The sequence below is a fragment of the Pseudoalteromonas sp. MEBiC 03607 genome, assembly GCF_004792295.1.
In the GTDB taxonomy this organism is placed as follows: Bacteria; Pseudomonadota; Gammaproteobacteria; order Enterobacterales; family Alteromonadaceae; genus Pseudoalteromonas; species Pseudoalteromonas lipolytica_C.
In genome coordinates, this window is the sequence record NZ_SRRY01000001.1 from 2,905,667 (window position 1) to 2,927,518 (window position 21,852).

Here is a 21,852-nt window from a genome sequence, read left to right on the forward strand (position 1 = left end):
AATTTATGCATGTGCCATTTGCACAGCTTGTTCTATATCTACAGCAACCATTCGTGAAACACCCGGTTCAGCCATAGTTACACCGGTCAATCTGCCTGCCATTTCCATGGCAATCTTGTTATGACTGATATAAATAAATTGTACTGATTGTGACATCTCTTCTACCAAACGGCAAAAACGACCCACGTTTGCATCATCCAATGGCGCATCCACTTCATCTAGCATACAGAATGGAGCTGGATTGAGCCTGAATATTGAAAACACTAATGATAATGCGGTCAGCGCTTTTTCTCCACCACTAAGCAGGTGAATTGTCGAATTTTTCTTGCCTGGTGGCCTTGCCATGATGCTTACCCCACTTTCGAGTAGATCATCACTGGTCAATTCAAGGTAGGCACTACCACCGCCAAACACTTTCGGGAATAATTCCCCAAAGTCTGTATTTACTTGTTCAAACGTGGCCTTAAAACGGTTTTTTGTTTCTCGGTCAATTTTTTGAATCGCCCCTTCAAGGGTATTTAACGCTTGTGTTAAATCATCAAGCTGCTGATTTAAATAATCACTACGCTGCTTGGCCTGCTCAAATTCATCAATTGCTGCTAAGTTTACTGCGCCAAGCTCATTTAAAGCTTGGGTGGTTTTAGTCAACATAGCTTGCATACTATTTAAATTGGCACTGTCAGGCAGTTCTTCAAGTACTGTTTTTAAATTTTGTTCAAGTTCTTCAAGTGGCTCTAGAGCAGCTTGTGCTTTAACGATTAAACTTTGCTCATCCAGTGCCAATGCTTGCAACTGCTCTTGTAACGTCACCAACTCAGATTGCGACGATTTCAGCGCTGTTTGCTTATCAGCAAGCTCCTTTTTAGCTTGACTCAAGGCCGCTTGCAAGTTTTTCAGCTCAACGTCACTTTGTTGATGCTTTTCAAGCAATAGCATGATTTGCTCTGCCACCTCTTCAAGCGGGATCACTAACTCTTCTAGTTGCTCATTAAGTTCTAACACAGCCTCACTTGCAGCACTTTGGGCGGCATTGGCGTGTTGCAATTTGGTTTCGCTAAGTTGACACTCACTGCGAGCTTTTTGCTCAGCCAAATTTGCTTGGTGAGCCTGCGTTTTATATTGCTCAAGCTGAGACGCAACTTGGCGATAGTTGTTATTTGCCTCAGTTTGTCGTTGTTTAGCCTGCTCGAGTTCTGTTTCCAGCGTTAATTGCTGCTCTAGCAATTGCTCAAGTAAACTCTGCTGGGCTTGTTGCTGCTCATCGGCATTTTGCTTTTGCTCAGCCAGTAAGGTTTCACGCTGTTGTAACTTAACAAGCTGGTTTTGCCACTGCGTTTGCTGCTCAAGCAACATATCGCGTCGAGTGCTAGCCGATGCAATCTGCTGAGCCGCTTGGTGAATTCGCTCTCTGTGTTGCTCTTTGTCAACGATGAGCGTTTTCTTATGTGCTAGATGCTCGTTTAGCAATTGCTGCTTGGTTTCTAATTGCTCGTTGAGCTCTTCATCTAACTGCTGTGCATCGCTAAGCTGAGCATGCTTTAAAAGCAAAGAATTGTCGGCGTCTTTATTGGCATCGGTGTGAAAGTTACGACCATGAATACAGCCTTCTTCATCAATCACTGCCAGCCAATATGGATCCGCCAAAATAGCGTCATCAAAACAAGGTTGAAATGCAAACCGTGCTAATAAATCAGGGTAAGCACCCGATTCGATATAATTAGCTAATGACTCTTTTGGCACAGCCGCACACTCATTAGCAGGCCAAACACTGTTAGCCTCTTTATGTTGACTGACCTTTAGATGCTCAAGGCCAAGTAGGGCTTGTTCAATTAGCGGCTCAAAGCCAGAAGCCACCTTTAACTGCACCAATAGAGAGACACTTTCGCTGTCGGTTTGCTCTGATAACAAAGAGTTAAGCGCTGCAATACTGGCTTTGTTTTCATTACTATGCTGTTGAACCCGTCTAAAATCTTGCTCTAAATGCTGTTGCTCTTTATCAGCTTGTTCTAGATTCTGAGTGAGCTTATTAAGCGCACTTTGCTGCTGAGCAAGCTCTTTAGTCAGTGTTTGAATATGCTGTTGTTGCTCAGCAATTTGCGCTGCAACAGGAGTTGCTTCAAGCTCACTAATTTCAGCGTCAAGTTGTGCCTGCTGAGATTCAAGTTGCGCAACAGTTTGGGCAAAGTGAGCCTGTTGACTCTTTGCAACGGTAATATCACTAGCATGAGTTTGATTCTTTTGTAAGGTGCTTTGGTATTGCTCATCAGCACTTTGTTTATACTGATGTTGTTCAGCAACTTGTTGCTCTACCTCTGCAACTTGCTCAGCGCACAGTAAACTTTGCTCAATCGCTTCTTGTAGCAGCTCTTGTAACATTACAGCCGATGCATGTTGCTCTTCTTGCAGCTCTTTGTTTTGTAACTGCAGTTGTTGCTGTTTGATAAGGTTTTGGCTAAGTGTTTGTTGTTGCTGCTTTAGGCTAATCTGTTGCTGCTCTTTGCGCGTTAACTCAGTGTGTGTTTGATGCTGAGCCTGCTGAGCATCTTGCAATTTTTGCTGCTCAAGTTGCACCTGATTTTCAAGACTTGCTAACACATCATCATGGCCGGAATGCGCTTCTTTAAAGAACTGGATTTGCTCTTTAAGTTTATTGATTTGCTCAGCTTTATCGATTTGTTGTTGGTGTAACTTCTGCCACTTTAAAACCGCAATTTGCCCTTTTAAGGTGCGCTCAGTGGCTTTTAGCTCTCGGTATTTTTTTGCTTCGACTGATTGCACTGCAAGTTTATCGAGCTGTGTTTGCAACTCCTGCCTTACATCAAGCAGTCGCTCAAGGTTTTCGCGGGTGCTTTTAATGCGGGTTTGCGTTTCACGACGACGCTCTTTGTATTTTGAAACTCCCGCGGCTTCTTCTAAAAAAACACGCAAGTCAGCCGGTTTGCTCTCAATTAAACGCGAGATCATGCCCTGCTCTATAATCGCATAGCTGCGCGGGCCAAGACCTGTTCCTAAGAAGATATCGGTAATATCACGCTTACGGCATTTACTACCATTTAGAAAATAAATTGACTGACCATCTCGGGTCACTAAGCGCTTAATCGCCACTTGGTTTCGATCAGCAAAGGTATTCGGTAAATGGCCACTGGTGTTATCAAACACCAACTCAACAGAGGCTTGTGAAATAGGTTTTCGATTAGTTGAGCCGTTAAAAATAACATCGGTCATGGCATCGCCACGTAAGTTTTTAGCTGAGCTTTCACCTAGCACCCAACGCACTGCATCGATGACATTTGATTTGCCACAGCCGTTCGGGCCGACAACACATGTCATCTGATCAGGAAATGGGATCTTAGTGGGTTCAACAAACGATTTGAAACCCGCTAATTTTATGGTGCTTAAGCGCATCTAATTGTTTTACCGATTTTTATTGTTATTCTTCAATTTAACCCACTTTAGGGTAAAAGGTTAAGCGTGGCGCTTAAAATTATCTAAAATAATACCCGTTGCCATGGCTACATTAAGCGATTCTGCTTGGCCATAAGCCGGAATAGTGATTTTATCAGTAACTAAGCTTTCGCAATCAGCACGAATACCATGAGATTCACTGCCCATGAGTAATACGGCATCTTGCTTAAGAGCAGTTTTGTGAATGTTCTCACCTTCTAAAAATGCACCATACACTGGGAGTTTTAGGCTTGGTAAGTAACTGGTTAAATCAGTTTGTGAGACACTCACGCGAGCAAATGACCCCATAGTTGCGCTAATAGTTTTCGGATTATAAGCATCCGCACTGTCTGTGCTGGTAACAATATGCTTAATACCATACCAATCAGCAACACGAATAATGGTACCTAAATTACCCGGATCCGACACTCCATCAAGGGCTAAAATAAGTCCTGATGTTGGTAATGCTTGCTCACTTGGCATATCAACAACGGCAATTGCGGCGTTGTTACTCACCAGCGTGCTGGCTTTAGTTAGGCTGTCTTCATCTGCTTCAATGACTTGATGGGCTGCAAGCGCTGTTTGATGCGCAGAAATAAATGCAGGAGTCGCAAAAATATGAGCAATACTTAAACCACTGTTTAGTAATTCAAGTACATTTTTTTCGCCTTGAACAAGGTACTGGTTATATTGCTTACGGTATTTCTTCTGACCTAATGCACGAATTAGTTTCAGTTGGTTTTTTGAAATCATAACAGCCTCATAAAATGATGGTTTAGTATATCAGATTCTGTACTCGAAAAACCAAGGGGAAAGTGCCAATTGCTTATTCAATCAGCACTTTTAAGAGACACTAGCTAATAAGAGTCATTAACTAATTTTCGTCAGCCATTCATTTAACCATGGCTCAGTAACAGGCCAAGGCTCAAAATCTTCGCAAGCATCAATTTCTAAACGATGACCAACAGGTTTTGCCTGTAAATCGCGAAATAGCTCATCAAAGCTGCGACCTGCACCACAAAACGTATCGCCATAACTGCGGTCGCCCATAGCAATAATGCCGTATTGCTTGCCTGTTAACATAGGGAATTGATCGTTTAATTGGCTATATAAAGCGACTAAGTTATCAGGAATATCACCCTGACCCGTTGTTGATGTGATCACCAAAATATGTGACGCAGCCAGCATGTCATCAACCCTGCCATTTTCAACTAATTGCGCTTGATGCTCTGACTTTTCAATAACTTCAATAACTTGTTCGCTTAAACGCTCAGCACCGCCGTAGACACTGCCGACAAAAATACTAATGGTTGCCATAATAATCCTTTTCTTCTGTTGGCCAGCCAAGTTGCTGGCAAATCGTTAACATTGCATCGCCTAATGGCGCTCTAATTGTTATTGGTTGCTTGCTATAAGGGTGCACAAACTTTAATTCAGAGGCAAATAACATTAAACGACGAAGCTGAAAATGCTCTCTAAAAAATTGATTATGCTGATTATCACCATGATTTACATCACCAATAATAGGCAATGATAAATGTTTTAAATGACGACGAATTTGATGTTTGCGGCCAGTTTTTGGAAAACACTCCACCAGCGAGTAACGAACTGTTGGGTACTTACCAATTGGAATAGGTAGGCTTGCTTGGTGCAGGCAATGAAATTGCGTTTGTGCTTCTTGCGGCGCTTTATCTTGATCAGCAAACTTATCGGCAATTTTATCAAGCTCTTCTTTTAAAGGTTTATCTAAGAAGATTGATTCGTTTAAAAAGCCTCTAACTAAGGCTAAATAACGCTTTTCAATTTGCCCATCAATAAATAACTGGTTCATGTCACGGGCTGCTTCTGAGCTTAACGCAAACAGTAATACGCCTGACGTTGGTCTATCTAAACGATGAACAGGAAACACGTGTTGACCAATTTGGTCACGCAGCATTTGCATTGCAAATTGGGTTTCGTGTTTATCTAAGAACGAACGGTGAACCAATAAACCTGACGGTTTATCAATCGCGATGTAATTTTCATCGCGGTACAGAATCGTTAACTCGTCAAATTGTGGCTTAACAATCTCTTGCATGTTAGTTATCACTTAAAAGTTGATCGAGTTTTTGTAAAACGGCAATCACATCATTTCCGCCACTATGTTGTGCCAGCATCATTTCAGCCATAGGCGCAATTACAAAATTACGGGGTAAAGGCTGAGCATGTGCTATGAGAGCGTGCATTTTTTCAAGAAAAACAAATTGCAGCCATTGCTCAAAAGCCATAGTGTCGTGGCAAAACGGTACACTAGAATTGAGCGCACTTGGGTCAATAGCTGTTGTTTGCCAAAGTGAATGGCGTTGTAATGTGGATTCTAATTCGCGCAGCAGCGCCAAAGTCTGTTGATGCATTGTAAAACTCTTAATACCTTTTTACTTAGGGAAGGTAAACAGACCCTAGTATACCCTGTTCCAAGGCGCCATGGTATGGCGTATAATTCGCGGCTGATATAGATTAATAACGGTAATTGAGATTTTATGACTGAGCAGATCGCCACACTAGGGCAACTTCTGGATGCAGCAGGTACCACTTGGCGTGCCTTCGATATTGGCAGACACATCACGAAATTAGACAAAAAACAATTTCTTGCCATTGAAGAAACAAAAATCCCTTACCCATACCCGCTTGCTGGTCATGCTTGGCTTGCTATTCAATTTTGGGATGTAAAAGCATCTAAAGAACCTTATGTATGGTTTTTAAAATTCCCACTTGATGAGCAAAGCCGTCTTGTAAGCGCAAGCCGCGACCATTTCGCTAATATGGTTATTGAAGCACTTGGTACAGAAATTACCGGCGAAAATGCCGAAGGCAAACTTGATAACAACCCGTATGTATTTACGCCAAACGCTAACAAGCTAGCAGCATTTAATGCGCAGGTTAAATGTTTACTTAAGCAAAGTGCTTCACAGTATTACGAATATGCTCAGCTGTATTTTTCAGGCAAACTGGGTTTTGATAATTGGCAAAGTGTTGCAGTACAAGGTATTGCTGACTTTGCGATGCGTTTAGATAACGACACCAATTTAGCAAATCTACAAGCCGCTTGGGGGCAATTACCAGTCGAAGTATTACAGCCGCTGAGTGCAATGCTTGAACATGTGGCAATCGAACCCGTGTTTGCAGAGCAATTGTTAGCCTATGGTTTAAATGCGATAGAGCAAAAAGATGACATCGCCCTTGTTGCAGCTCTTAGAAGCTTATCAAAAACACCAGCGCAAGGTTTAACTGCGCAATTGGTTGATGCTGTATTGCGCTCTGATATGAACACCCAGTCAGATGTACTATTAACGATTGCAGGGCGTTGTTTTAGCACCCTTGAAGACCCAGAGCGCTTACATGTGTTTATGGATTGCTGTGCGCACCATACTGAGATTGAACAACTGTTTGTGAGTATTTTCACCGATTTAGTTGCAATTCCTAGTATTCGCCCTCACCTACTAGGTTTATTAAGAAAAGAAAATCGTAGCGAAACACTCGCTCGCGCAATTGGAAGGTTATTCTCGTAAATGGCAGGCTTGTGGACACTCATCATCATTGGCAGCATCATCTACTTTTTTTGGTTAAACAGAAAAGTAGCCGAAGCAGCTAACCTTCATGCACAAAGACAAATTGAGCAATTGAATGTGCAATTGATGAGTGTTGCTTGCAATAAACGCAGAGTGGGCATTTTAAAAAGCGGTAAACCTGGTATTAAAAGCGAGTTTATTTTTGAGTTCTCAAGTGATGGGCAAAGCGTGTATCAAGGCGTTTTGATCATGGAAAATGAATTACTTAAAAGCGTAGTAATACCGCCGCACAAAATTTAAGTTGCGAGTTGCGAGTTGCGAGTTGCGAGTTGCGAGTTGCGAGTTTTACAAAGTAATTGTTGGTGCGAGAAGTATAACCCCCAGAAAGAACTAAGGCGTAGCTATTAGCCACGCCCCAATCTTGCTACTTCCATGATTAAGTATCCGTACTTATGCCGAAGCTGCCTTTTTATCTATCCCCTGAACGGGTATACATCCGATACACCCACCATGCTACATCTTGTAACATTTAACACATCCTAGTGCCGTCCTCTTGCCATCAATGGCTATCCACTTCGTTTTCCAAACGCTCCTTTAGCTTCCTGCTAAATCATCCTTTGGTCAGGCCTTTTCAATCGCTCCGCGATCGTACTGCATCCTGGCAGTATCCTAGTTCTTCCTTGCTTCCCTAGCACTTGTCCCTTTGCTTCCTGCTAAGCATCTTGCTTTGTTGCCATAATCCTAATCCTTGGCATCAGTTCAATCATTGAACCTGTGTCTTCTTGACATGATTAAGTTTAGAGAAAAGAGGAAATCTTGATAGGCATAAAAATGAATTTTTTCTTAGTCACAAAAATGCAAAAAATAATAAATCGTTTAAAATCATTAGAATAAGCTTTTTTGGGTACAGATTTAAAGGCATTAAACTGACAAAGCGCACAGTAATGTGAGACTTATCTCACATTACTATTTCCAAAACGTCCTTTCGTCAATTTACTGCTTTAAACATTAAGTCTCCTTCGACTTGGTTAAAGCTTAGGGCTTTGAATACCTCAAACCCTTCAGAACTAAAGAATTCGCGCTGCTCAGGGCGAGTAACAAATACTGCTAAACCACTTGTTTGACTGCTTGACTCAACTAAATCATCAAGACCTCGTAGCAGATATCTGCCGAAACCTTGCCCCTGAAAATGTGGATCAACGGCAATGAAGGCTAAAAACAAATAATGGCCCTTGCTCGAAAGCGCTTCACGGATAGTTCGCTCTTTTTCTATAAGCTGATTAGTCTGCAAATAACCCGCACTGAGCATTAATTTTAAGCGCCAATGCCAATATCGTTCAGCTTGTAGTTCACTTGCAGAATCAAATACACAGGCAATCGCTTTTAATCTACTTTGCGAGTAAAGACCTATTAATGGCTGTTTTTCTTGCCAGAAACTTGCTAGCTCTTCACGTACCAAAGCACGTAATTTAGTTTCATATTTACTTGGGTTATCTTGTTGAAAACCTAGTACATTCTGAAGAACAGGGTCGTCATGATAGGCTTGATAAATAAGGCTTGCGGCAGTGCTGATGTCTTCAGCACTAAGGTATTGCACACTTAAGGTTTCGGGTTCAGCAACTGTCAAAATACTCATCCTTTTATTTGTTTTATTATTTTCGTACTAGACTATAAGGTATATACCTAACAGCGATTAAAGACAAATTCAGCGTAAGTTAAACTGCGGTTCATCATCATTAAGTTCAAGCAGTAATAAATATCGCCATACACAAGGAGCAGAACTATGGATACGACAAAACATGACATTTCGACCTTATTTGCACAACTTGGTTTGCCAAGCAAAGAAAGTGAAATAGATGCTTTCATAGCATCGCATCAACTGTCAGATACCACCCTCTTACAGGATGCTCCATTCTGGGATGAATCTCAGCAGCATTTTTTAGCTGAATCGCTAGCTGAAGATGGGGCTTGGAGTGAGGTGATTGATGAATTAGACGCGCGACTGCGTCAATAAAAACATGAATGCTTATTTGTGGCCTAAATTGCATCTGCTTTTCGGCCACAAATAAGGAAAGTAATTTCACAACACCTCTATTATTGCTACCATACGCGCGCATCGCAGCCATACACTGTGATGTTTTTTATGCTTGCTCGTTTATTTCATTATGTAATTTTACGAGTTGGTATTAGTCTTTATTAAAGAGTTTATACAAAAATGAATGCCGTTGTATTTGATGCAATTAAAACCCTTCTTGACGAAGGTAAAACCCCAACAGTTGCCTTAACCAAAAGTAAGCTAACACAACCTATGCCGATGCCTGTGATCATCGCCGCGGTTAGCCAATATAAAAACAATCCGGATTCAATTAATAACTTCATCAATAACCCGTCAAATGAACAACTGAGTACACCAAAAGAAAGTCAATTGGACCGTATTGAAGCTAAATTAGACAGGTTATTAGCACTGCTTGAGAAAAAATAATGTTTGTTGTCGATCTGACTTTTGATTGCTACCAAGATACTACCCTAGAGCTTGCTGAGCAGGCAATAAACCGCCTAGTTAATGCACTTCGTTTTAACGGCCAAATCATTGGTGATGAATTTCCAACGGTTTTAAAAGATGGATTTTTCATTACCCGTGTGATGTGCCCGACCGAAGATGCGATGCATCCGCTCAATCATAGTCCGTTTGTAAAGCACAGTATTGAGCAATTACACACCGCGGGCTTACTTGCACCAAAAGTTAAAGTGGTCGGCCAAGATATTCACTCAAATGGCGCTGACATGTGTCATGATCCGTCGTGCTATATTTTATACACTACGTATGTGCATACCTGTAGCCCGCTCTATTGTGGTGATGACTTTTTACCTGTGCCGTTATTTCGCATTCCGGCCATTGCCAATGGCGATTATAAAACACTAATAAAATGGCAAGAAGACTGGCAAGCGTGCGATCAAATTCAGATCAATGGTGCAACCCGTTGTGAATTTCCTGCGCTTGAAGAGCTAACTAGCATCAATAGTGACTTATATCGCCGTGGTCGCGATATCACTAAGCGTATTAGTTTTCTAACCAAGAAGCCGGTTTATTACTATTTATACCGTGTTGGTGGCGTTGATAAAGAGTCAGAGCTTAAACGTCGCTGCCCAAGTTGCGATGGCGAGTGGAAATTACCTGAGCCATGGTTTGGCTTATTTGATTTTCGTTGTGAGCCTTGTGGGATTGTTTCGAATATCTCGTGGGACTTTCAATAACCAAATATAGGCAATAACCAGATACACGAAAGGGGCAATCGCCCCTTTTTACTTTTTAAGCATATACCGTTACTTTATCTAAAAACTCACTGATGCTATTTGCTAATACATGATGCGGTTTTTTACCCACGTACTCTAAACAAACCTCACCGCTTTCGACTAATACAGTAATAAGCAGATCATCTTGCTCTGTTAGGCCTATAAACACGGTTTCTGGCTGCTTTAGCTTACGCTTCATCAGTACGTGACCCGTAATATTTTGCTGTAAGCGGCTAAAATCATCTTCATTCCATGCTTGTAGCAATTCAATGTGATGATCATCAACATTCAATAACAAGTTACCCGCATAAAGATGACCAAATAAGGGGTTTAAGTCTTCAGGAAAAGATAACTCGAGCGCCTTGGCGAGGTCATCTAAACTGCCGGCAGGTTGTTGTGGGACTGGACACCACTGAATAAGCCCCTGCTCATCAACTTCGCCCTGCTCACATGGACTTGGCCATGCTGTATCATGTTCAATAACAGGAAGTTTTCCTGTGCGTTCTAGGCATTTTTCACTAAATGCTTGATGTAACTTATCTAGTTTTATAGAAACAGACATACTGCGAAACTCATTGGCTTTAGGTATAATGCCAACATTGTAACTACAAAAGTGTAAAGATGACAGATTACAGCAACTCAACCGAACTAAAAGACAGTGTTCTTGGTAAAAGCACAGAATATGTTGATACCTATACGCCAAGTTTGTTGTTTCCTATTGCCCGCAAACTAAACCGTGATGCTTTAGGTGTTAGCGAAGATAACTTACCGTTTAAAGGCCAAGATATTTGGACTGGCTATGAATTATCGTGGCTAAATAGCAAGGGTAAGCCAATGGTCGCTGTGGCTACTTTTGTATTTCCTTGCCAAAGCAGTCACATCATTGAGTCTAAGTCATTCAAGTTGTATCTGAATAGCTTTAATCAGACACGCTTTGAGACGCTAGAAGACGTACATCAAGTGCTTAGCAAAGACTTATCAGATGCGGTAAATGCACAGGTGTTAGTTACCTTATACCAAGCAGACGATTTCAACTGTTTACCTTTTACAGCGTTACCGGGTGAGTGTATTGATGATCTCGATATCGAAATCACCAGCTATGATATTGATGCAACCTCACTTCGCCATAATGGTGATGAGGTTGTCTCAGAAACCCTTCACAGCCATTTACTAAAATCGAACTGTTTGATCACCTCGCAGCCAGATTGGGCGAGTGTGATTATTCGTTATAAAGGCCAAGCAATTTGCCATGAAGCCTTATTAAAATACTTAATTTCGTTTCGTACTCATAACGAGTTTCATGAGCAATGTGTAGAGCGTATTTACTGCGATTTAATGCAACAGTTAAACCTCGAAGAGTTAGAAGTGTATGCGCGTTATACACGCCGTGGCGGTTTAGATATCAACCCTTACCGCTCAACTAATCAAGATGAAACTCCCTTCAAGGTAAAAATTAATCGCCAATAACGTTGGTGACAATAAAAAACCGAGTTCAACTCGGTTTTTTATTGTCTGAAGATTCATTACTCGTCTTTAAAAATCCCCACATACGTTGGTGATGTATTTGATTTACTCGCACGATACATACCAGCGGTGTTAAACGGCAAGCTGATGTTCCCTTTAGCATCAATGATGATCACACCGCCTGTGCCACCTATAGGCATTAATACATCGTGGATCACTTCGTTACCCGCTTCAACAATGGTTTTACCTTGGTATTTTACGCGAGCACAAATATCAGCTGCCACATTGTAGCGAATAAAATACTCACCATGCCCTGTCGCAGATACTGCACATGATTCATTTTCAGCAAACGTACCTGCACCAATCACGGGTGAATCGCCCACACGGCCAAAGCGTTTTGCAGTCATACCACCTGTTGAAGTACCTGCAGCAATATTGCCGTTTTTATCAAGTGCAACTGCACCAACGGTGCCCATTTTGTAATTAACAGGCAGAGCTTTATGTGCTGCTTGGTAGTCTTTGCTAGTTACTTTTTGTTTATCGAGTTTTTCTTTGGCTTTTAATAATGCCTTGTAGCGATGATCTGTATCGAATAAATTGTTTTCAACCAGCGGCATACCTTGGGTTTTTGCAAACTCTTCGGCACCTTGACCGCTGAGCATGACATGCACTGATTTTTCCATCACTAGGCGAGCCAGATTAATAGGGTTTTCAATATGTTTAACCCCTGCAACAGCACCTGCTTGGCGTGTACGGCCATCCATAATTGATGCGTCAAGCTCATGAGCACCATCATAAGTATACACAGCACCGCGACCTGCGTTGAAATACGGTGAGTTCTCAAGCACATTAATTGCCGCAGTGATGGCATCTAAGCTCTCGCCGCCCTTTTCGAGTACCGCATAGCCGGTTTCAACTGCTTCTTTTAGTTTTTCACGATAGGCTTTTTCTTGTTCTGGTGTGAAGCGACTCTTTTCTATGGTGCCTGCACCACCATGAATAGCGATAGCAAAAGGTTGATCACTACTGTGGCTTAGGGTACTAAATGATAATGCGCTAAGCGCAATGGCTGAGGTAAGTAATGTTTTTAGCATAAGGGCACTTATATTTATTTTAGTTTGTAAGCCCAATGTGAATAATTCAGCGCTGTATTTCAAGCTTTAACCGATGAAAGAAACAAAAAAAGCGCCTAATGGCGCTTTTTTCAGCAGTTTAAAATTAAGCTTGCGCTGCTTTTAAACGTGCTAAACGAGCTACTTGGTGAGTAGACGTTAAGAAAGAGTAGATAGGTGCTAGGTAGCCACGTTTGCGAAGTTCTAAGAACTCTTCATCGCTTAGTGAGTTAAGTTTTTTCTCATCAACAAGGTAGATACCGTTGATGTCTTTTTTCTCACCTTTAATTTCTACTGTTAGCGTTTGCGCTACTAATAATTCTTTGTCTGCTAAGAATTTAGTAAATGCTTCTGTTACTTGCGAAAACTCAATGTAAGAAACAAGTGCTTCTTTACGACGTTTAAGATAATCGGTCTCTTCACCGTTTTCGAAAAGTGCGTTACCCGCTTCTTCACTTACTAATGGGCTTGCTTCGTCAATTACGATACCAAATTGGTCAGCTTCTGGGTGCTTAACAAGACCAAGTGGATAACGAGTCATTGCCATTGGAGCAAATGCCGCAGTCCATTTGCCATCTTGGATGAAAAGGTTTTCGCCTGGCTCTAGACCAAATAACGCAACTGCTTGGAATTGACCTGATTCGTTGTTTTTAACAAATGCCATTGGGAATTCATTTGCGATGCGTGCAAATTCGTGTGCAACCACAGGTACTAAGTGCTGAGTTTTCATAAACTCGATATTGATGCCATTTTGGATTTTAGTGTTGGCATGTTTTTCGTTATGTAAAGGCTGTACTTGTTGCTCCGCCATGATACTGCTCCATTAATTTTATAATATGTTTTTGCTGTTAGTGCCCAAAGCCTATAGGTTTTGGCAACAAAAAGGAAGTGAAAATTTTGTGGCAGTTTGTACATTATAGATTAACAAAATTACCCGCCTTACCAATCAATCCCAAATGATGAAAAAACAAACTATAAACAAGTAAATATTATCACGCATAAGCCACTATTTTTGTTAGTATATTCAACAATTATGGAAATAATGAGGCAAACAATGGAAGGCTATCATTTAAATAAAGACTATAAAATAAGCAGCGTTTTCATTGCTGAAATTAATGAGACTGTCATTATTATTGATGACTTTTTACACAGCCTTGAGCCTATTTATCAATTTGCTACAGAAACAGCTTATTTCCAGCCTTTCGGTAGTGATGGAACGCTCTACCCCGGTAAGCGTGATGAAATGCCAGCGCCTTACTATCGTGCTTTTGAGCAGTTAATTAATGAGCTTTTAGAGCAAGGGATAATTACAAGCAGTGAAAATAATTTATATCTACACCGCTGCAAGCTTTCATTAGTTACACAAAATGCGGACGAACTAAATACCTTACAGCGTATGCCACATATTGACTCGACGGACGATAAAACATTTGCAGCAGTGCATTATTTATCTGCTAAAGAATGGGGTGGTACGGGCATTTACAAATACCGCCCTGACAACATCATTAAAGTGACAGCTGATAATCAAAATAGCGTACATAAAATGATTGCTGATACTGAAAAGCACAGCGCAACTCATCAGGGCTATTTAAATGAAACCACAGAGCTTTTTGAAAAAGTAGTGAATATTGAAGCAAAGGTAAATAGGTTAGTAATTTATAAGAGCAATCTACTGCATAGCGCAGCTCTTTTTAATAACAAAAAGTACAACAATGATATTAACAACAGCCGTTTATCTATCTCTTCGTTTTTTAGAATTAACTGAACTGGCTAATGGTTTTTAGCCAGCTCAGTTAATGAAAACTAGTTTTTCTGTAAGCCAAATTTCTTTATTTTATCTAACAGCTCTCTGTGCTTAGGTAGCTCATTTAATAACTGCTTGACGCGTTGCTGTTTAAATTCAGCAACGTGTTGATTGTCGTTCTGCTTAGATTGCTGCTTGGCTGGTACATAATGCATACCAAACAGTACGTATAAGTAGTTTTCTAAGTCGAATAAATCGAACTTACTGGCAAAGTCTTCTCGTACCGGTGTAAAGCGCTGCCAACGTGTTAGGTTATTTTTTAGTTTTTCTGATAGCTGCTCGGTTTTCTTGTTATCACGCCAAAAGGCCGAATCGGTTCTATCCGAAATACAGTAATGCATCTTTATAAAATCAAAGGTTTGCTGCCATACATAATTCACGTGCTGATTGTAATCATCAGCAACTAATTTAATGTCATCGCGGCTGCGCGGAAAACGTTTAGCTAATAACCCTGCAGAAAAGTCCGCAATTAAAATAGCTGTGGCTTCAAGTGGCTCAACAAAGCCTTGCGATAACCCTATAGCAACACAGTTTTTGTGCCACATTTTTTCTCTGTGCCCTACTTTCATCGGGATTTTTCTTGGCGTTAAATGCTCAAATTTATTACCTAAGTAACGATGTAATTTTTCGTTAGCTTGCTCATCGCTCATATACTTAGATGAATAAACAAAACCCACTCCTCTTCGCTCTGTAAGCGCAATATCCCAGATCCAGCCAGCTTGGTGTGCTGTGGCGATAGTATAAGGCGGTATTTCATCTTCACTTTGTGTAGGCACTTGCAAGGTGATTGCGGTGTCGGTTAATAAGCTATCTGATTTATCGACAAAACCGACCCCTAGTTTTTGCCCGATAAAGGCAGCCGAAAAACCAGAACAATCAATAATAAAGTCAAACTCTAAGGCGTTACCTTCTGAGTCAATTAGATGTGTAATAAAGCCTTGCTGATCACAGGTTATATCTTTAATTTCAGCAAAAAGATGTTTTACGGAAAAATGTTGCGTGGCATGGCTTCCTAAGAATGAAGCAAACTTTTTAGCGTCAAAATGATAAGCATAACCGTTGATACCGGCATATTGCGGTGTTGCGATTGTTTTTGGCGCTAGATTTTTTTCACAGCACACATGCTGCTTAGAAACAAATTCAGCGTAGTCATTGCCGTTACCGTCAGCAAGCCACTGCTGCGTTAACTCCTCACCGAATATATGTGGATGATCAAATAAATGATGGTAAAAGTTAGCACCATGTTTGTGTTTATCTAGCCAATTTACAAACTTGATTGACTGCTTAAAAGTAACATCACATTCATTGATAAAGTCACTTTCACTGATACCAAACTTTTGCAATGAGTTGCGCATCGAAGGAACAGTTCCTTCACCTACACCTATGCTGGCAATATTTGGTGACTCGATTAACGTGATCTCAATGCCACTATGTAAAAGCGCATGCCCCAAATGGTTAGCAGCTAACCAACCTGCTGTTCCGCCACCAACAATTGCGATTTTTTTTATCATTTTTACTCGCCCACTTTTTACTCACAAAAAAGCCCAGTACAAGCTGGGCTTTCTTAATTTCGTTATCTAAATCAACTTAGAAACGTAGTGATACACCTAGCTTGTAGCGTGCTTCACCTTCAAAGCTCCATGCTGGATAGCCGTTACGAAGCTCTGGTTTAACCTCAGCATCACCTGTAGCAGTACCAATTTGGATACTATCTTCTTCAGTGATATTAACCGCTTCAAATGTTAAGTCTAGGTAGTCAGTTACAGCAAACTTAGCTGTTAGATCGAGCGTACCATAGTCTTGATGCTCGCGGTTACCATAGAAGTAAGGTGCTTCACGAACCATATACTCTGAGCGCCAGTTATACGCTAAACGTACGCTATAGAAATCTGCTTCATAGTAACCAACTAAGTTAACCGTATGCTCTGAAGAGTCAGAGAATAATTCGATGCGGTCAGGGAAGTTCTCTGCAGGCGCTTCTGAATCAACCCAAGTATAGTTTGCTTGATAACCAAAGCCATTATCAAAACCATCTTGAATTTGCAGCTCGATACCTTGAATTTCACCACCTGAACCAGTTCCTTTAGTAGCAACTGTCCAGTTATCAACACCTGAATCTGGGTCTACAATGCCTATGCTTTGATTCAGAATTTGGTCAACTTTAGTAAATGAAGAAATATCCTTGATAAAGTAAGCCGCACTTATCATGCCGTCGCCATCAAAGTAATATTCAATACCGAAATCAGCTTGTGTTGCCTTAAACGGTTCAAGACCGATATTACCTGTAGTAATTACCTCATTACCAATTGTGCCATCTTCGTAACCAGACAACGAAGATGCTGCAAACATATCCGCATAATTAGCACGAGAGATAACTTGTGCAGCAGAGAAGCGCAGAATCATATCTTCAGTTAGGTCAAACGCAACGTTAACACTTGGTAATACTTCACTGTAGTCTGCTTTTTCAGTGCTAAGGCCGTTACCATAGTCACCATTAGCATTTAATGCATAATAATCAGACTCTGCATCTGTAGAAACATATCTTAGGCCAAAGTTACCGCGAATACCTTCTGCTGAAAAATCAGCCATTGCGTATAACGAGATATTTTCTTCTTGAATCGTACCGTAGCCAGATTTATAAGCGATAGATGTATTATCGAAGCTGGTAATAGCAGCGTAGCCATCACTAATCATTTGATCAAGCTTTGGCTCTGGTAATGTATAGCCTGCACCAGAAGACACCGTACCTGAGTAATAACGAGAAGCATCGTATGCAGCGATTGAGTCAACTAAGTTTGCAGTATAAGTTTCTTGCTTAACTTCATGATCAGCCCAACGGAAACCTGTTTTAATAGCTGTAATTGCGCCAAAATCTACAGGGATAGTTAAATCAAACTGTGCATAAGTCTCTTCGTCCGTATTCGGCTGTTTCTTAAGAGCCCAACCTGCTGAAGATAATTGTCCTTGGAAGTCATCTGGCGTGAATGATTTATTTGCAACATTAATATCAATAACATCGCCTGTCGCATCATAGGTGCCGGCATAGTCTGCTGGAGTGCCTAACCAGAAACCATAGTTTGCTGTTAAATCTGTACCACCTTCAGATTGGGTATTACCAACTCGACCTTTAAGTTCGAAGTTTTCACCTAAATACTTAAAGTCGAAGTCAAAAGTATCTGAAGTCATTGAACCTGCACGAGCCCAAGTTTGTGCCCAACCTGGATTTGCGCCATCACCTGAACGGCGATAGAAAGTACATGTTCCATCAACATTAACTTGCTCACAAGCTGCATCTTTGTCATCAGGGAACATAACAAATAATGACGTGTTAGCATTATCAGCTGATAAGTCTAAAGTCATTATGTTAAGACCTAACTCTAGTTCATCAGTCGGGCGGTATTGGAACACTGCGTTAATAGCTGTACGTTCACGTTGTTGTTGGAATGTTGAAGGAACAATGTCACCCCAACCTACTAAAGACTCAATACCATTGCGTTGATAATTTGTTTCAGAAAATGCTGCTGATACAAGCGCACCAAACGTTTCTTCATCATTTTTCCAGCTATAAAGACCAGAGATTTCAGGATCTGTTTCTTCTGAGATCGTACCGTAGTCAGCTTTTACACTTCCAAAAAGAGTATTAGAGTCAAGATCTAAAGGTTTGCGAGTGTTTACGATTACCGTACCACCGATACCACCTTCAACGAGATTCGCTTGAGATGACTTATAAACTTCAATACCACCGACCATTTCAGGTGGAAGTAATGTGTAGTTAAAGCTTCTATCGATAGACTGTTGATCATACCACCCTGTTGAAGCAACTGAGTGTCCATTTAGTAAAGTACGCGTTAATTGTGCAGATGCACCACGAATAGACACTTGCTGGCCTTGCCCAAAAGCACGGTTAACAGCAACACCTGAAATACGACCAAGTGCTTCACCTACATCGCTATCAGGAAACTTACCGACATCTTCTGCAGAAACAGCATCGACAACGCTGTCAGCAAAGCGCTTAGTATTCATTGAAGCTTCAAGTGAACGGCGAATACCGCGAACTTCAATTACTTCAACATCTTCTTGAACTTTAGTTTCTTCTGCTGCGTATGCAGCGCCAGTGAACCCAGCACTCATTACGAGGCCGATATTAACTGCTAATAAGCTTTTCTTAAAATTTTTAGCTAACACAGGATTCCCCTTGAATCATTTTGTTGGTTTTTTATATCACTTCTGCCCAGTGATGATGACAACGCTGTCATCTAGTAACAAACCATACACTCTAAATTACATTTGTGCTACATCTTTTTGGTTAATTTGTGCAAAAAATTTACAACGAAATAATCAAGTAATTGATATAACTAATATTTAATATTGAGTTTTTAAGAATTGTTACAAATAAACGGCGCAAATATAGCATGAGTGATATTACAGATGAAAAGACCAAAAGGATGAGTTTTTGAAAACAGCTAAAAATAACGTGTAATTTTGTAAGCTTAAGTTGCCACTGTACAACTATTAACCATAACTAAAAGTTATATAAAAACTGTTATCTAACAGTTGATTAGCTTAAGAAACTAGCTTGTTTCTAAAAGCACTCTGTCATGTACAATTTATTTTTAACTTTTTCTGGGCAGAGTAAGCTAAAGGGGTTTGAGAATAACAATTAATAACAATGACAGCGTTGTCATTTTAATTATATAGGGCCATTTTGTACTTGTCTAACACTTTATGGCGCTATTTTAAGAAAGTGCGTTGATACGAAATGGTTTGTTTAAAGTGAATATTTAACAACAAAAAAGCGAGCCTAAGCTCGCTTTAGATAAGTTGGTTTGATTAGGCGATTAAGGTGCCCAATAAACTTCAATATTGATGTGTGGGTGATTTAATACTGCACGCAAAGGCATGTCAGCAACTGCACCGCCCTCTTTAGCCTGTTTATATACTGCAAGTTTTTCTTCACCGCTAATTAATAGCTTAACAACTTTAGAATCTGCGATTGCAGATAAAGTTAGCGTCATACGCTCAGTGATCTTGCCAGTTACATCACTTTCAATGGCGTTAATTGCACACACTAAATCATCTGTGGCTAAACCATGTTCAAGGCCTTCGGCGTGTGGGAAAAGTGATGCTGTGTGGCCATCAGGACCCATACCTAAAATCGTCACATCAAAAGGACGCTTTAATGCTTTATAGGCAGCTTCACAATCAGCCACACCATTTTGAGCCGTTAATGCGTCATTTTTCATCGTTACGAAATTAGCTGCAGCGCCATGGTTTTGTAACAGCGTGCTTTTGATAAATGCTTCATTACTTTTTTCATGATCAGCATCAACCCAACGCTCATCAACCATAGCTACATCAATGTTTGCCCAGTCAAGTTCAAGGTTTGATAAATGCTTATAAGCTGGTGCCGGCGATGAGCCACCCGATACCATCAGTACCGCGCGACCATCTTCTTTAATACCAGCAACAAGGCTTTGTTCAAGGCTTGAAGAAAGCTCAGCTGTTAATTCGTCTTTGTTTGCAAAGAATTTTTCAACAATTGTTGCCATCTTAATTACGCCTTATCGCCTGTGTTAAACCATACATGATTGTTTTCTTCTAACAATTCATCAGCATCGTCCGGTCCCCAAGTACCTGCTCGGTATAACGAAGGGGCGCCTTTTTCTTGCCAGCGCTCAATAATTGGATCAATCCATTTCCAAGCTTGGCGCACTTCATCACGGTGAATAAACAGTGATGGATTATTTGCCGCAGCATCTAACATTAAGCGCTTATAAGCATCTGAATGGAAACCATTACTATAAGCCTGAGATAACTCAATGTTCATTGTTACTGGCTCTAACTGCATCTCAAGGTTATCAAGACGCTTAGACATCAATGTTAATTGAATTGTTTCTTCAGGTTGCAGACGAATAACGAGACGGTTTGGCTCAATATTACCTACGTTGTCTGTATAAACATTGTGTGAAACCTTTTTGTATTCAACAACGATTTCAGCACAACGCTTTTTCATACGCTTACCAGTACGAAGATAGAAAGGCACACCAGCCCAACGCCAATTATCAATATGCGCACGAATAGCAACGAATGTTTCAGTTTTACTCGCACCTTCGTTTAATTCTTCTAAGTAACCAGGGACGATTTTACCGTCTAAGTTACCTGGCACGTACTGACCACGTACGATGTTCGCATCAACATCTTCAGCCACTAATGGACGTAACGACTCAAGCACTTTTAACTTTTCAGTACGGATGCTGTTTGCGTTTAATTTATTTGGTGATTCCATTGCTACTAAGCAAAGTAACTGTAGCAAGTGGTTTTGCACCATATCACGTAATGCACCGGCTTTATCGTAGAAACCAGCACGGCTTTCTAGGCCCACTGTTTCTGATAAGCTGATTTGGATGTTATCGATTGACTTAGCATCCCAAAGGTTTTCAAACAGTGAGTTTGAAAAACGCAGTGCCATTAAGTTTTGTACGGTTTCTTTACCTAAGTAATGGTCAATACGGAAAATCTGTTCTTCATTAAAGTATTCAGCAATTTTCGCATTGATTGCTTCTGCTGACTCACCACAGTAACCAATTGGCTTTTCAACCACTACACGTGATGTTTCTGTGATTAACCCTTTTGAAGATAAAATTTCACAGCAGCTACCGTATACTGCAGGTGGTAATGAAAGGTAAAAAACACGAGACTTATCAGCATCGTGTTCATTTAAAATATCTCTTAGCTTATCCCAGTCATCATCGGCTTCAGTAACATTTGAAACAACAGGAACTAGGTAAGATGCAAACGCTTTCCAATCTTTTGCGTTGTATTCGCCTTTACCTAAAAATTCTTGCAAAGCTTTATGAGCCGTCTCGATATATTCTTTGCATTTGTTTTGGTCACGTACCGTAGGAAGGATGCGCGAACCTTGAGGTAAATTACCTTCTTGATAAGCGCGATACATTGCAGGAAGCAATTTGCGTAACGCAAGATCACCACCGCCCCCAAAAATTACGATATCAAATGGATTTAGCATATATCACTCTCTACATTGGCAATGCCGAATAAATAAACTCCATGACTCTCATGAAATTTGGCAATGCTCGTTGTTATCTGGTTGATCTGGCTTTGTTTGATAGTTCCATTAACAAAACCTGTTGAATTTGTTTTGTGAGTAGCTTACTCATTATTCTTG

At 40.7% G+C, this 21,852-nt stretch carries 20 protein-coding genes; 7 read left to right on the top strand and 13 right to left on the bottom strand.

The window, feature by feature from the left end; translation table 11 throughout:
• Positions 1-3: 3 nt before the first annotated feature.
• The 5 genes from E5N72_RS13355 to E5N72_RS13375 form a co-directional block, all read right to left on the bottom strand.
• A complete protein-coding gene (locus tag E5N72_RS13355) occupies positions 4-3,405 on the bottom strand; it encodes an AAA family ATPase (RefSeq protein ID WP_135925438.1) in 3,402 nt (1,133 codons plus the stop codon).
• Positions 3,406-3,465: 60 nt separating this feature from the next.
• Complete coding sequence (locus E5N72_RS13360; protein WP_135925440.1) at positions 3,466-4,197, bottom strand: RNA methyltransferase; 732 nt, start codon at positions 4,195-4,197, stop codon at positions 3,466-3,468.
• Between the two features lie 117 nt (positions 4,198-4,314).
• On the bottom strand, positions 4,315-4,761 hold the full coding sequence (locus tag E5N72_RS13365; protein WP_135925442.1) for a flavodoxin: 447 nt from the start codon (positions 4,759-4,761) through the stop codon (positions 4,315-4,317).
• Complete coding sequence (truC, locus tag E5N72_RS13370) at positions 4,748-5,521, bottom strand: tRNA pseudouridine(65) synthase TruC (protein WP_135925452.1); 774 nt, start codon at positions 5,519-5,521, stop codon at positions 4,748-4,750. Before truC ends, E5N72_RS13365 begins: the two co-directional genes overlap by 14 nt.
• Before the next feature lies 1 nt (position 5,522).
• A complete protein-coding gene (locus E5N72_RS13375) occupies positions 5,523-5,837 on the bottom strand; it encodes a YqcC family protein (protein ID WP_135925454.1) in 315 nt (104 codons plus the stop codon).
• Between the two features lie 126 nt (positions 5,838-5,963).
• On the opposite strand from E5N72_RS13375, the gene E5N72_RS13380 reads away from it, so the two are divergent.
• Positions 5,964-6,992 (top strand): DUF3549 family protein, encoded by a 1,029-nt coding sequence (locus E5N72_RS13380; protein ID WP_135925456.1) that lies wholly within the window; start codon positions 5,964-5,966, stop codon positions 6,990-6,992.
• A complete protein-coding gene (locus E5N72_RS13385) occupies positions 6,993-7,292 on the top strand; it encodes a DUF3301 domain-containing protein (protein ID WP_063706982.1) in 300 nt (99 codons plus the stop codon).
• A 688-nt stretch (positions 7,293-7,980) separates the two neighbouring features.
• Here the strand turns inward: E5N72_RS13385 and E5N72_RS13390 are convergent.
• Positions 7,981-8,628 (bottom strand): GNAT family N-acetyltransferase, encoded by a 648-nt coding sequence (locus tag E5N72_RS13390; RefSeq protein WP_135925458.1) that lies wholly within the window; start codon positions 8,626-8,628, stop codon positions 7,981-7,983.
• Between the two features lie 147 nt (positions 8,629-8,775).
• Between E5N72_RS13390 and E5N72_RS13395 the strand changes: the two genes are divergently transcribed.
• The 3 genes from E5N72_RS13395 to E5N72_RS13405 all read left to right on the top strand — a co-directional run bounded on the left by E5N72_RS13395 (position 8,776) and on the right by E5N72_RS13405 (position 10,247).
• Positions 8,776-9,006, top strand: a complete 231-nt coding sequence (locus E5N72_RS13395) for a DUF2789 domain-containing protein (RefSeq protein ID WP_135925461.1) — start codon at positions 8,776-8,778, stop codon at positions 9,004-9,006.
• A 201-nt stretch (positions 9,007-9,207) separates the two neighbouring features.
• Positions 9,208-9,474 carry a hypothetical protein gene (locus tag E5N72_RS13400; protein WP_054553723.1) on the top strand — a complete coding sequence of 89 codons (267 nt, stop codon included), beginning with the start codon at positions 9,208-9,210 and terminating at the stop codon, positions 9,472-9,474.
• Positions 9,474-10,247 carry a Zn-ribbon-containing protein gene (locus E5N72_RS13405; RefSeq protein ID WP_135925464.1) on the top strand — a complete coding sequence of 258 codons (774 nt, stop codon included), beginning with the start codon at positions 9,474-9,476 and terminating at the stop codon, positions 10,245-10,247. The genes E5N72_RS13400 and E5N72_RS13405 overlap by 1 nt, the downstream gene beginning before the upstream one ends.
• Before the next feature lie 55 nt (positions 10,248-10,302).
• Here E5N72_RS13405 and syd read toward each other — a convergent pair whose 3' ends face one another.
• Positions 10,303-10,848, bottom strand: coding sequence for a SecY-interacting protein (syd, locus tag E5N72_RS13410; RefSeq protein ID WP_135925466.1), 546 nt, complete (start codon positions 10,846-10,848; stop codon positions 10,303-10,305).
• A gap of 59 nt (positions 10,849-10,907) precedes the next feature.
• Between syd and queF the strand changes: the two genes are divergently transcribed.
• Positions 10,908-11,753 (top strand): NADPH-dependent 7-cyano-7-deazaguanine reductase QueF, encoded by an 846-nt coding sequence (queF, locus tag E5N72_RS13415; RefSeq protein WP_135925468.1) that lies wholly within the window; start codon positions 10,908-10,910, stop codon positions 11,751-11,753.
• Between the two features lie 56 nt (positions 11,754-11,809).
• Here queF and E5N72_RS13420 read toward each other — a convergent pair whose 3' ends face one another.
• Together E5N72_RS13420 and E5N72_RS13425 are read right to left on the bottom strand one after the other, a co-directional pair.
• Positions 11,810-12,844, bottom strand: coding sequence for an isoaspartyl peptidase/L-asparaginase (locus E5N72_RS13420; protein ID WP_135925470.1), 1,035 nt, complete (start codon positions 12,842-12,844; stop codon positions 11,810-11,812).
• 124 nt (positions 12,845-12,968) lie between these two features.
• Positions 12,969-13,673 carry a SapC family protein gene (locus E5N72_RS13425; RefSeq protein WP_135925472.1) on the bottom strand — a complete coding sequence of 235 codons (705 nt, stop codon included), beginning with the start codon at positions 13,671-13,673 and terminating at the stop codon, positions 12,969-12,971.
• A 243-nt stretch (positions 13,674-13,916) separates the two neighbouring features.
• On the opposite strand from E5N72_RS13425, the gene E5N72_RS13430 reads away from it, so the two are divergent.
• Positions 13,917-14,627, top strand: coding sequence for a DUF6445 family protein (locus tag E5N72_RS13430; RefSeq protein ID WP_135925474.1), 711 nt, complete (start codon positions 13,917-13,919; stop codon positions 14,625-14,627).
• A 38-nt stretch (positions 14,628-14,665) separates the two neighbouring features.
• Here E5N72_RS13430 and E5N72_RS13435 read toward each other — a convergent pair whose 3' ends face one another.
• From E5N72_RS13435 to zwf, 4 genes are all read right to left on the bottom strand, one after another.
• Positions 14,666-16,177: a tryptophan halogenase family protein gene (locus E5N72_RS13435; RefSeq protein ID WP_135925476.1), complete on the bottom strand. Its 1,512-nt coding sequence runs from the start codon at positions 16,175-16,177 to the stop codon at positions 14,666-14,668.
• Positions 16,178-16,253: 76 nt separating this feature from the next.
• The gene (locus tag E5N72_RS13440) at positions 16,254-18,851 is read right to left on the bottom strand and encodes a TonB-dependent receptor (protein WP_135925479.1); all 2,598 of its coding nucleotides are present in this window, start codon (positions 18,849-18,851) and stop codon (positions 16,254-16,256) included.
• 653 nt (positions 18,852-19,504) lie between these two features.
• Positions 19,505-20,215 (bottom strand): 6-phosphogluconolactonase, encoded by a 711-nt coding sequence (gene pgl, locus E5N72_RS13445; protein WP_135925482.1) that lies wholly within the window; start codon positions 20,213-20,215, stop codon positions 19,505-19,507.
• 5 nt (positions 20,216-20,220) lie between these two features.
• On the bottom strand, positions 20,221-21,693 hold the full coding sequence (gene zwf, locus E5N72_RS13450) for a glucose-6-phosphate dehydrogenase (RefSeq protein ID WP_135925485.1): 1,473 nt from the start codon (positions 21,691-21,693) through the stop codon (positions 20,221-20,223).
• Positions 21,694-21,852: the final 159 nt, after the last annotated feature.

What these genes read in the sequence shown, in the direction of transcription:
- E5N72_RS13355 (WP_135925438.1), bottom strand. Translation starts at nt 3,405, where the DNA reads ATGCGCTTAAGCACCATAAAATTAGCGGGTTTCAAATCGTTTGTTGAA.
- E5N72_RS13360 (WP_135925440.1), bottom strand. Translation starts at nt 4,197, where the DNA reads ATGATTTCAAAAAACCAACTGAAACTAATTCGTGCATTAGGTCAGAAG.
- E5N72_RS13365 (WP_135925442.1), bottom strand. Translation starts at nt 4,761, where the DNA reads ATGGCAACCATTAGTATTTTTGTCGGCAGTGTCTACGGCGGTGCTGAG.
- truC (WP_135925452.1), bottom strand. Translation starts at nt 5,521, where the DNA reads ATGCAAGAGATTGTTAAGCCACAATTTGACGAGTTAACGATTCTGTAC.
- E5N72_RS13375 (WP_135925454.1), bottom strand. Translation starts at nt 5,837, where the DNA reads ATGCATCAACAGACTTTGGCGCTGCTGCGCGAATTAGAATCCACATTA.
- E5N72_RS13380 (WP_135925456.1), top strand. Translation starts at nt 5,964, where the DNA reads ATGACTGAGCAGATCGCCACACTAGGGCAACTTCTGGATGCAGCAGGT.
- E5N72_RS13385 (WP_063706982.1), top strand. Translation starts at nt 6,993, where the DNA reads ATGGCAGGCTTGTGGACACTCATCATCATTGGCAGCATCATCTACTTT.
- E5N72_RS13390 (WP_135925458.1), bottom strand. Translation starts at nt 8,628, where the DNA reads ATGAGTATTTTGACAGTTGCTGAACCCGAAACCTTAAGTGTGCAATAC.
- E5N72_RS13395 (WP_135925461.1), top strand. Translation starts at nt 8,776, where the DNA reads ATGGATACGACAAAACATGACATTTCGACCTTATTTGCACAACTTGGT.
- E5N72_RS13400 (WP_054553723.1), top strand. Translation starts at nt 9,208, where the DNA reads ATGAATGCCGTTGTATTTGATGCAATTAAAACCCTTCTTGACGAAGGT.
- E5N72_RS13405 (WP_135925464.1), top strand. Translation starts at nt 9,474, where the DNA reads ATGTTTGTTGTCGATCTGACTTTTGATTGCTACCAAGATACTACCCTA.
- syd (WP_135925466.1), bottom strand. Translation starts at nt 10,848, where the DNA reads ATGTCTGTTTCTATAAAACTAGATAAGTTACATCAAGCATTTAGTGAA.
- queF (WP_135925468.1), top strand. Translation starts at nt 10,908, where the DNA reads ATGACAGATTACAGCAACTCAACCGAACTAAAAGACAGTGTTCTTGGT.
- E5N72_RS13420 (WP_135925470.1), bottom strand. Translation starts at nt 12,844, where the DNA reads ATGCTAAAAACATTACTTACCTCAGCCATTGCGCTTAGCGCATTATCA.
- E5N72_RS13425 (WP_135925472.1), bottom strand. Translation starts at nt 13,673, where the DNA reads ATGGCGGAGCAACAAGTACAGCCTTTACATAACGAAAAACATGCCAAC.
- E5N72_RS13430 (WP_135925474.1), top strand. Translation starts at nt 13,917, where the DNA reads ATGGAAGGCTATCATTTAAATAAAGACTATAAAATAAGCAGCGTTTTC.
- E5N72_RS13435 (WP_135925476.1), bottom strand. Translation starts at nt 16,177, where the DNA reads ATGATAAAAAAAATCGCAATTGTTGGTGGCGGAACAGCAGGTTGGTTA.
- pgl (WP_135925482.1), bottom strand. Translation starts at nt 20,215, where the DNA reads ATGGCAACAATTGTTGAAAAATTCTTTGCAAACAAAGACGAATTAACA.
- zwf (WP_135925485.1), bottom strand. Translation starts at nt 21,693, where the DNA reads ATGCTAAATCCATTTGATATCGTAATTTTTGGGGGCGGTGGTGATCTT.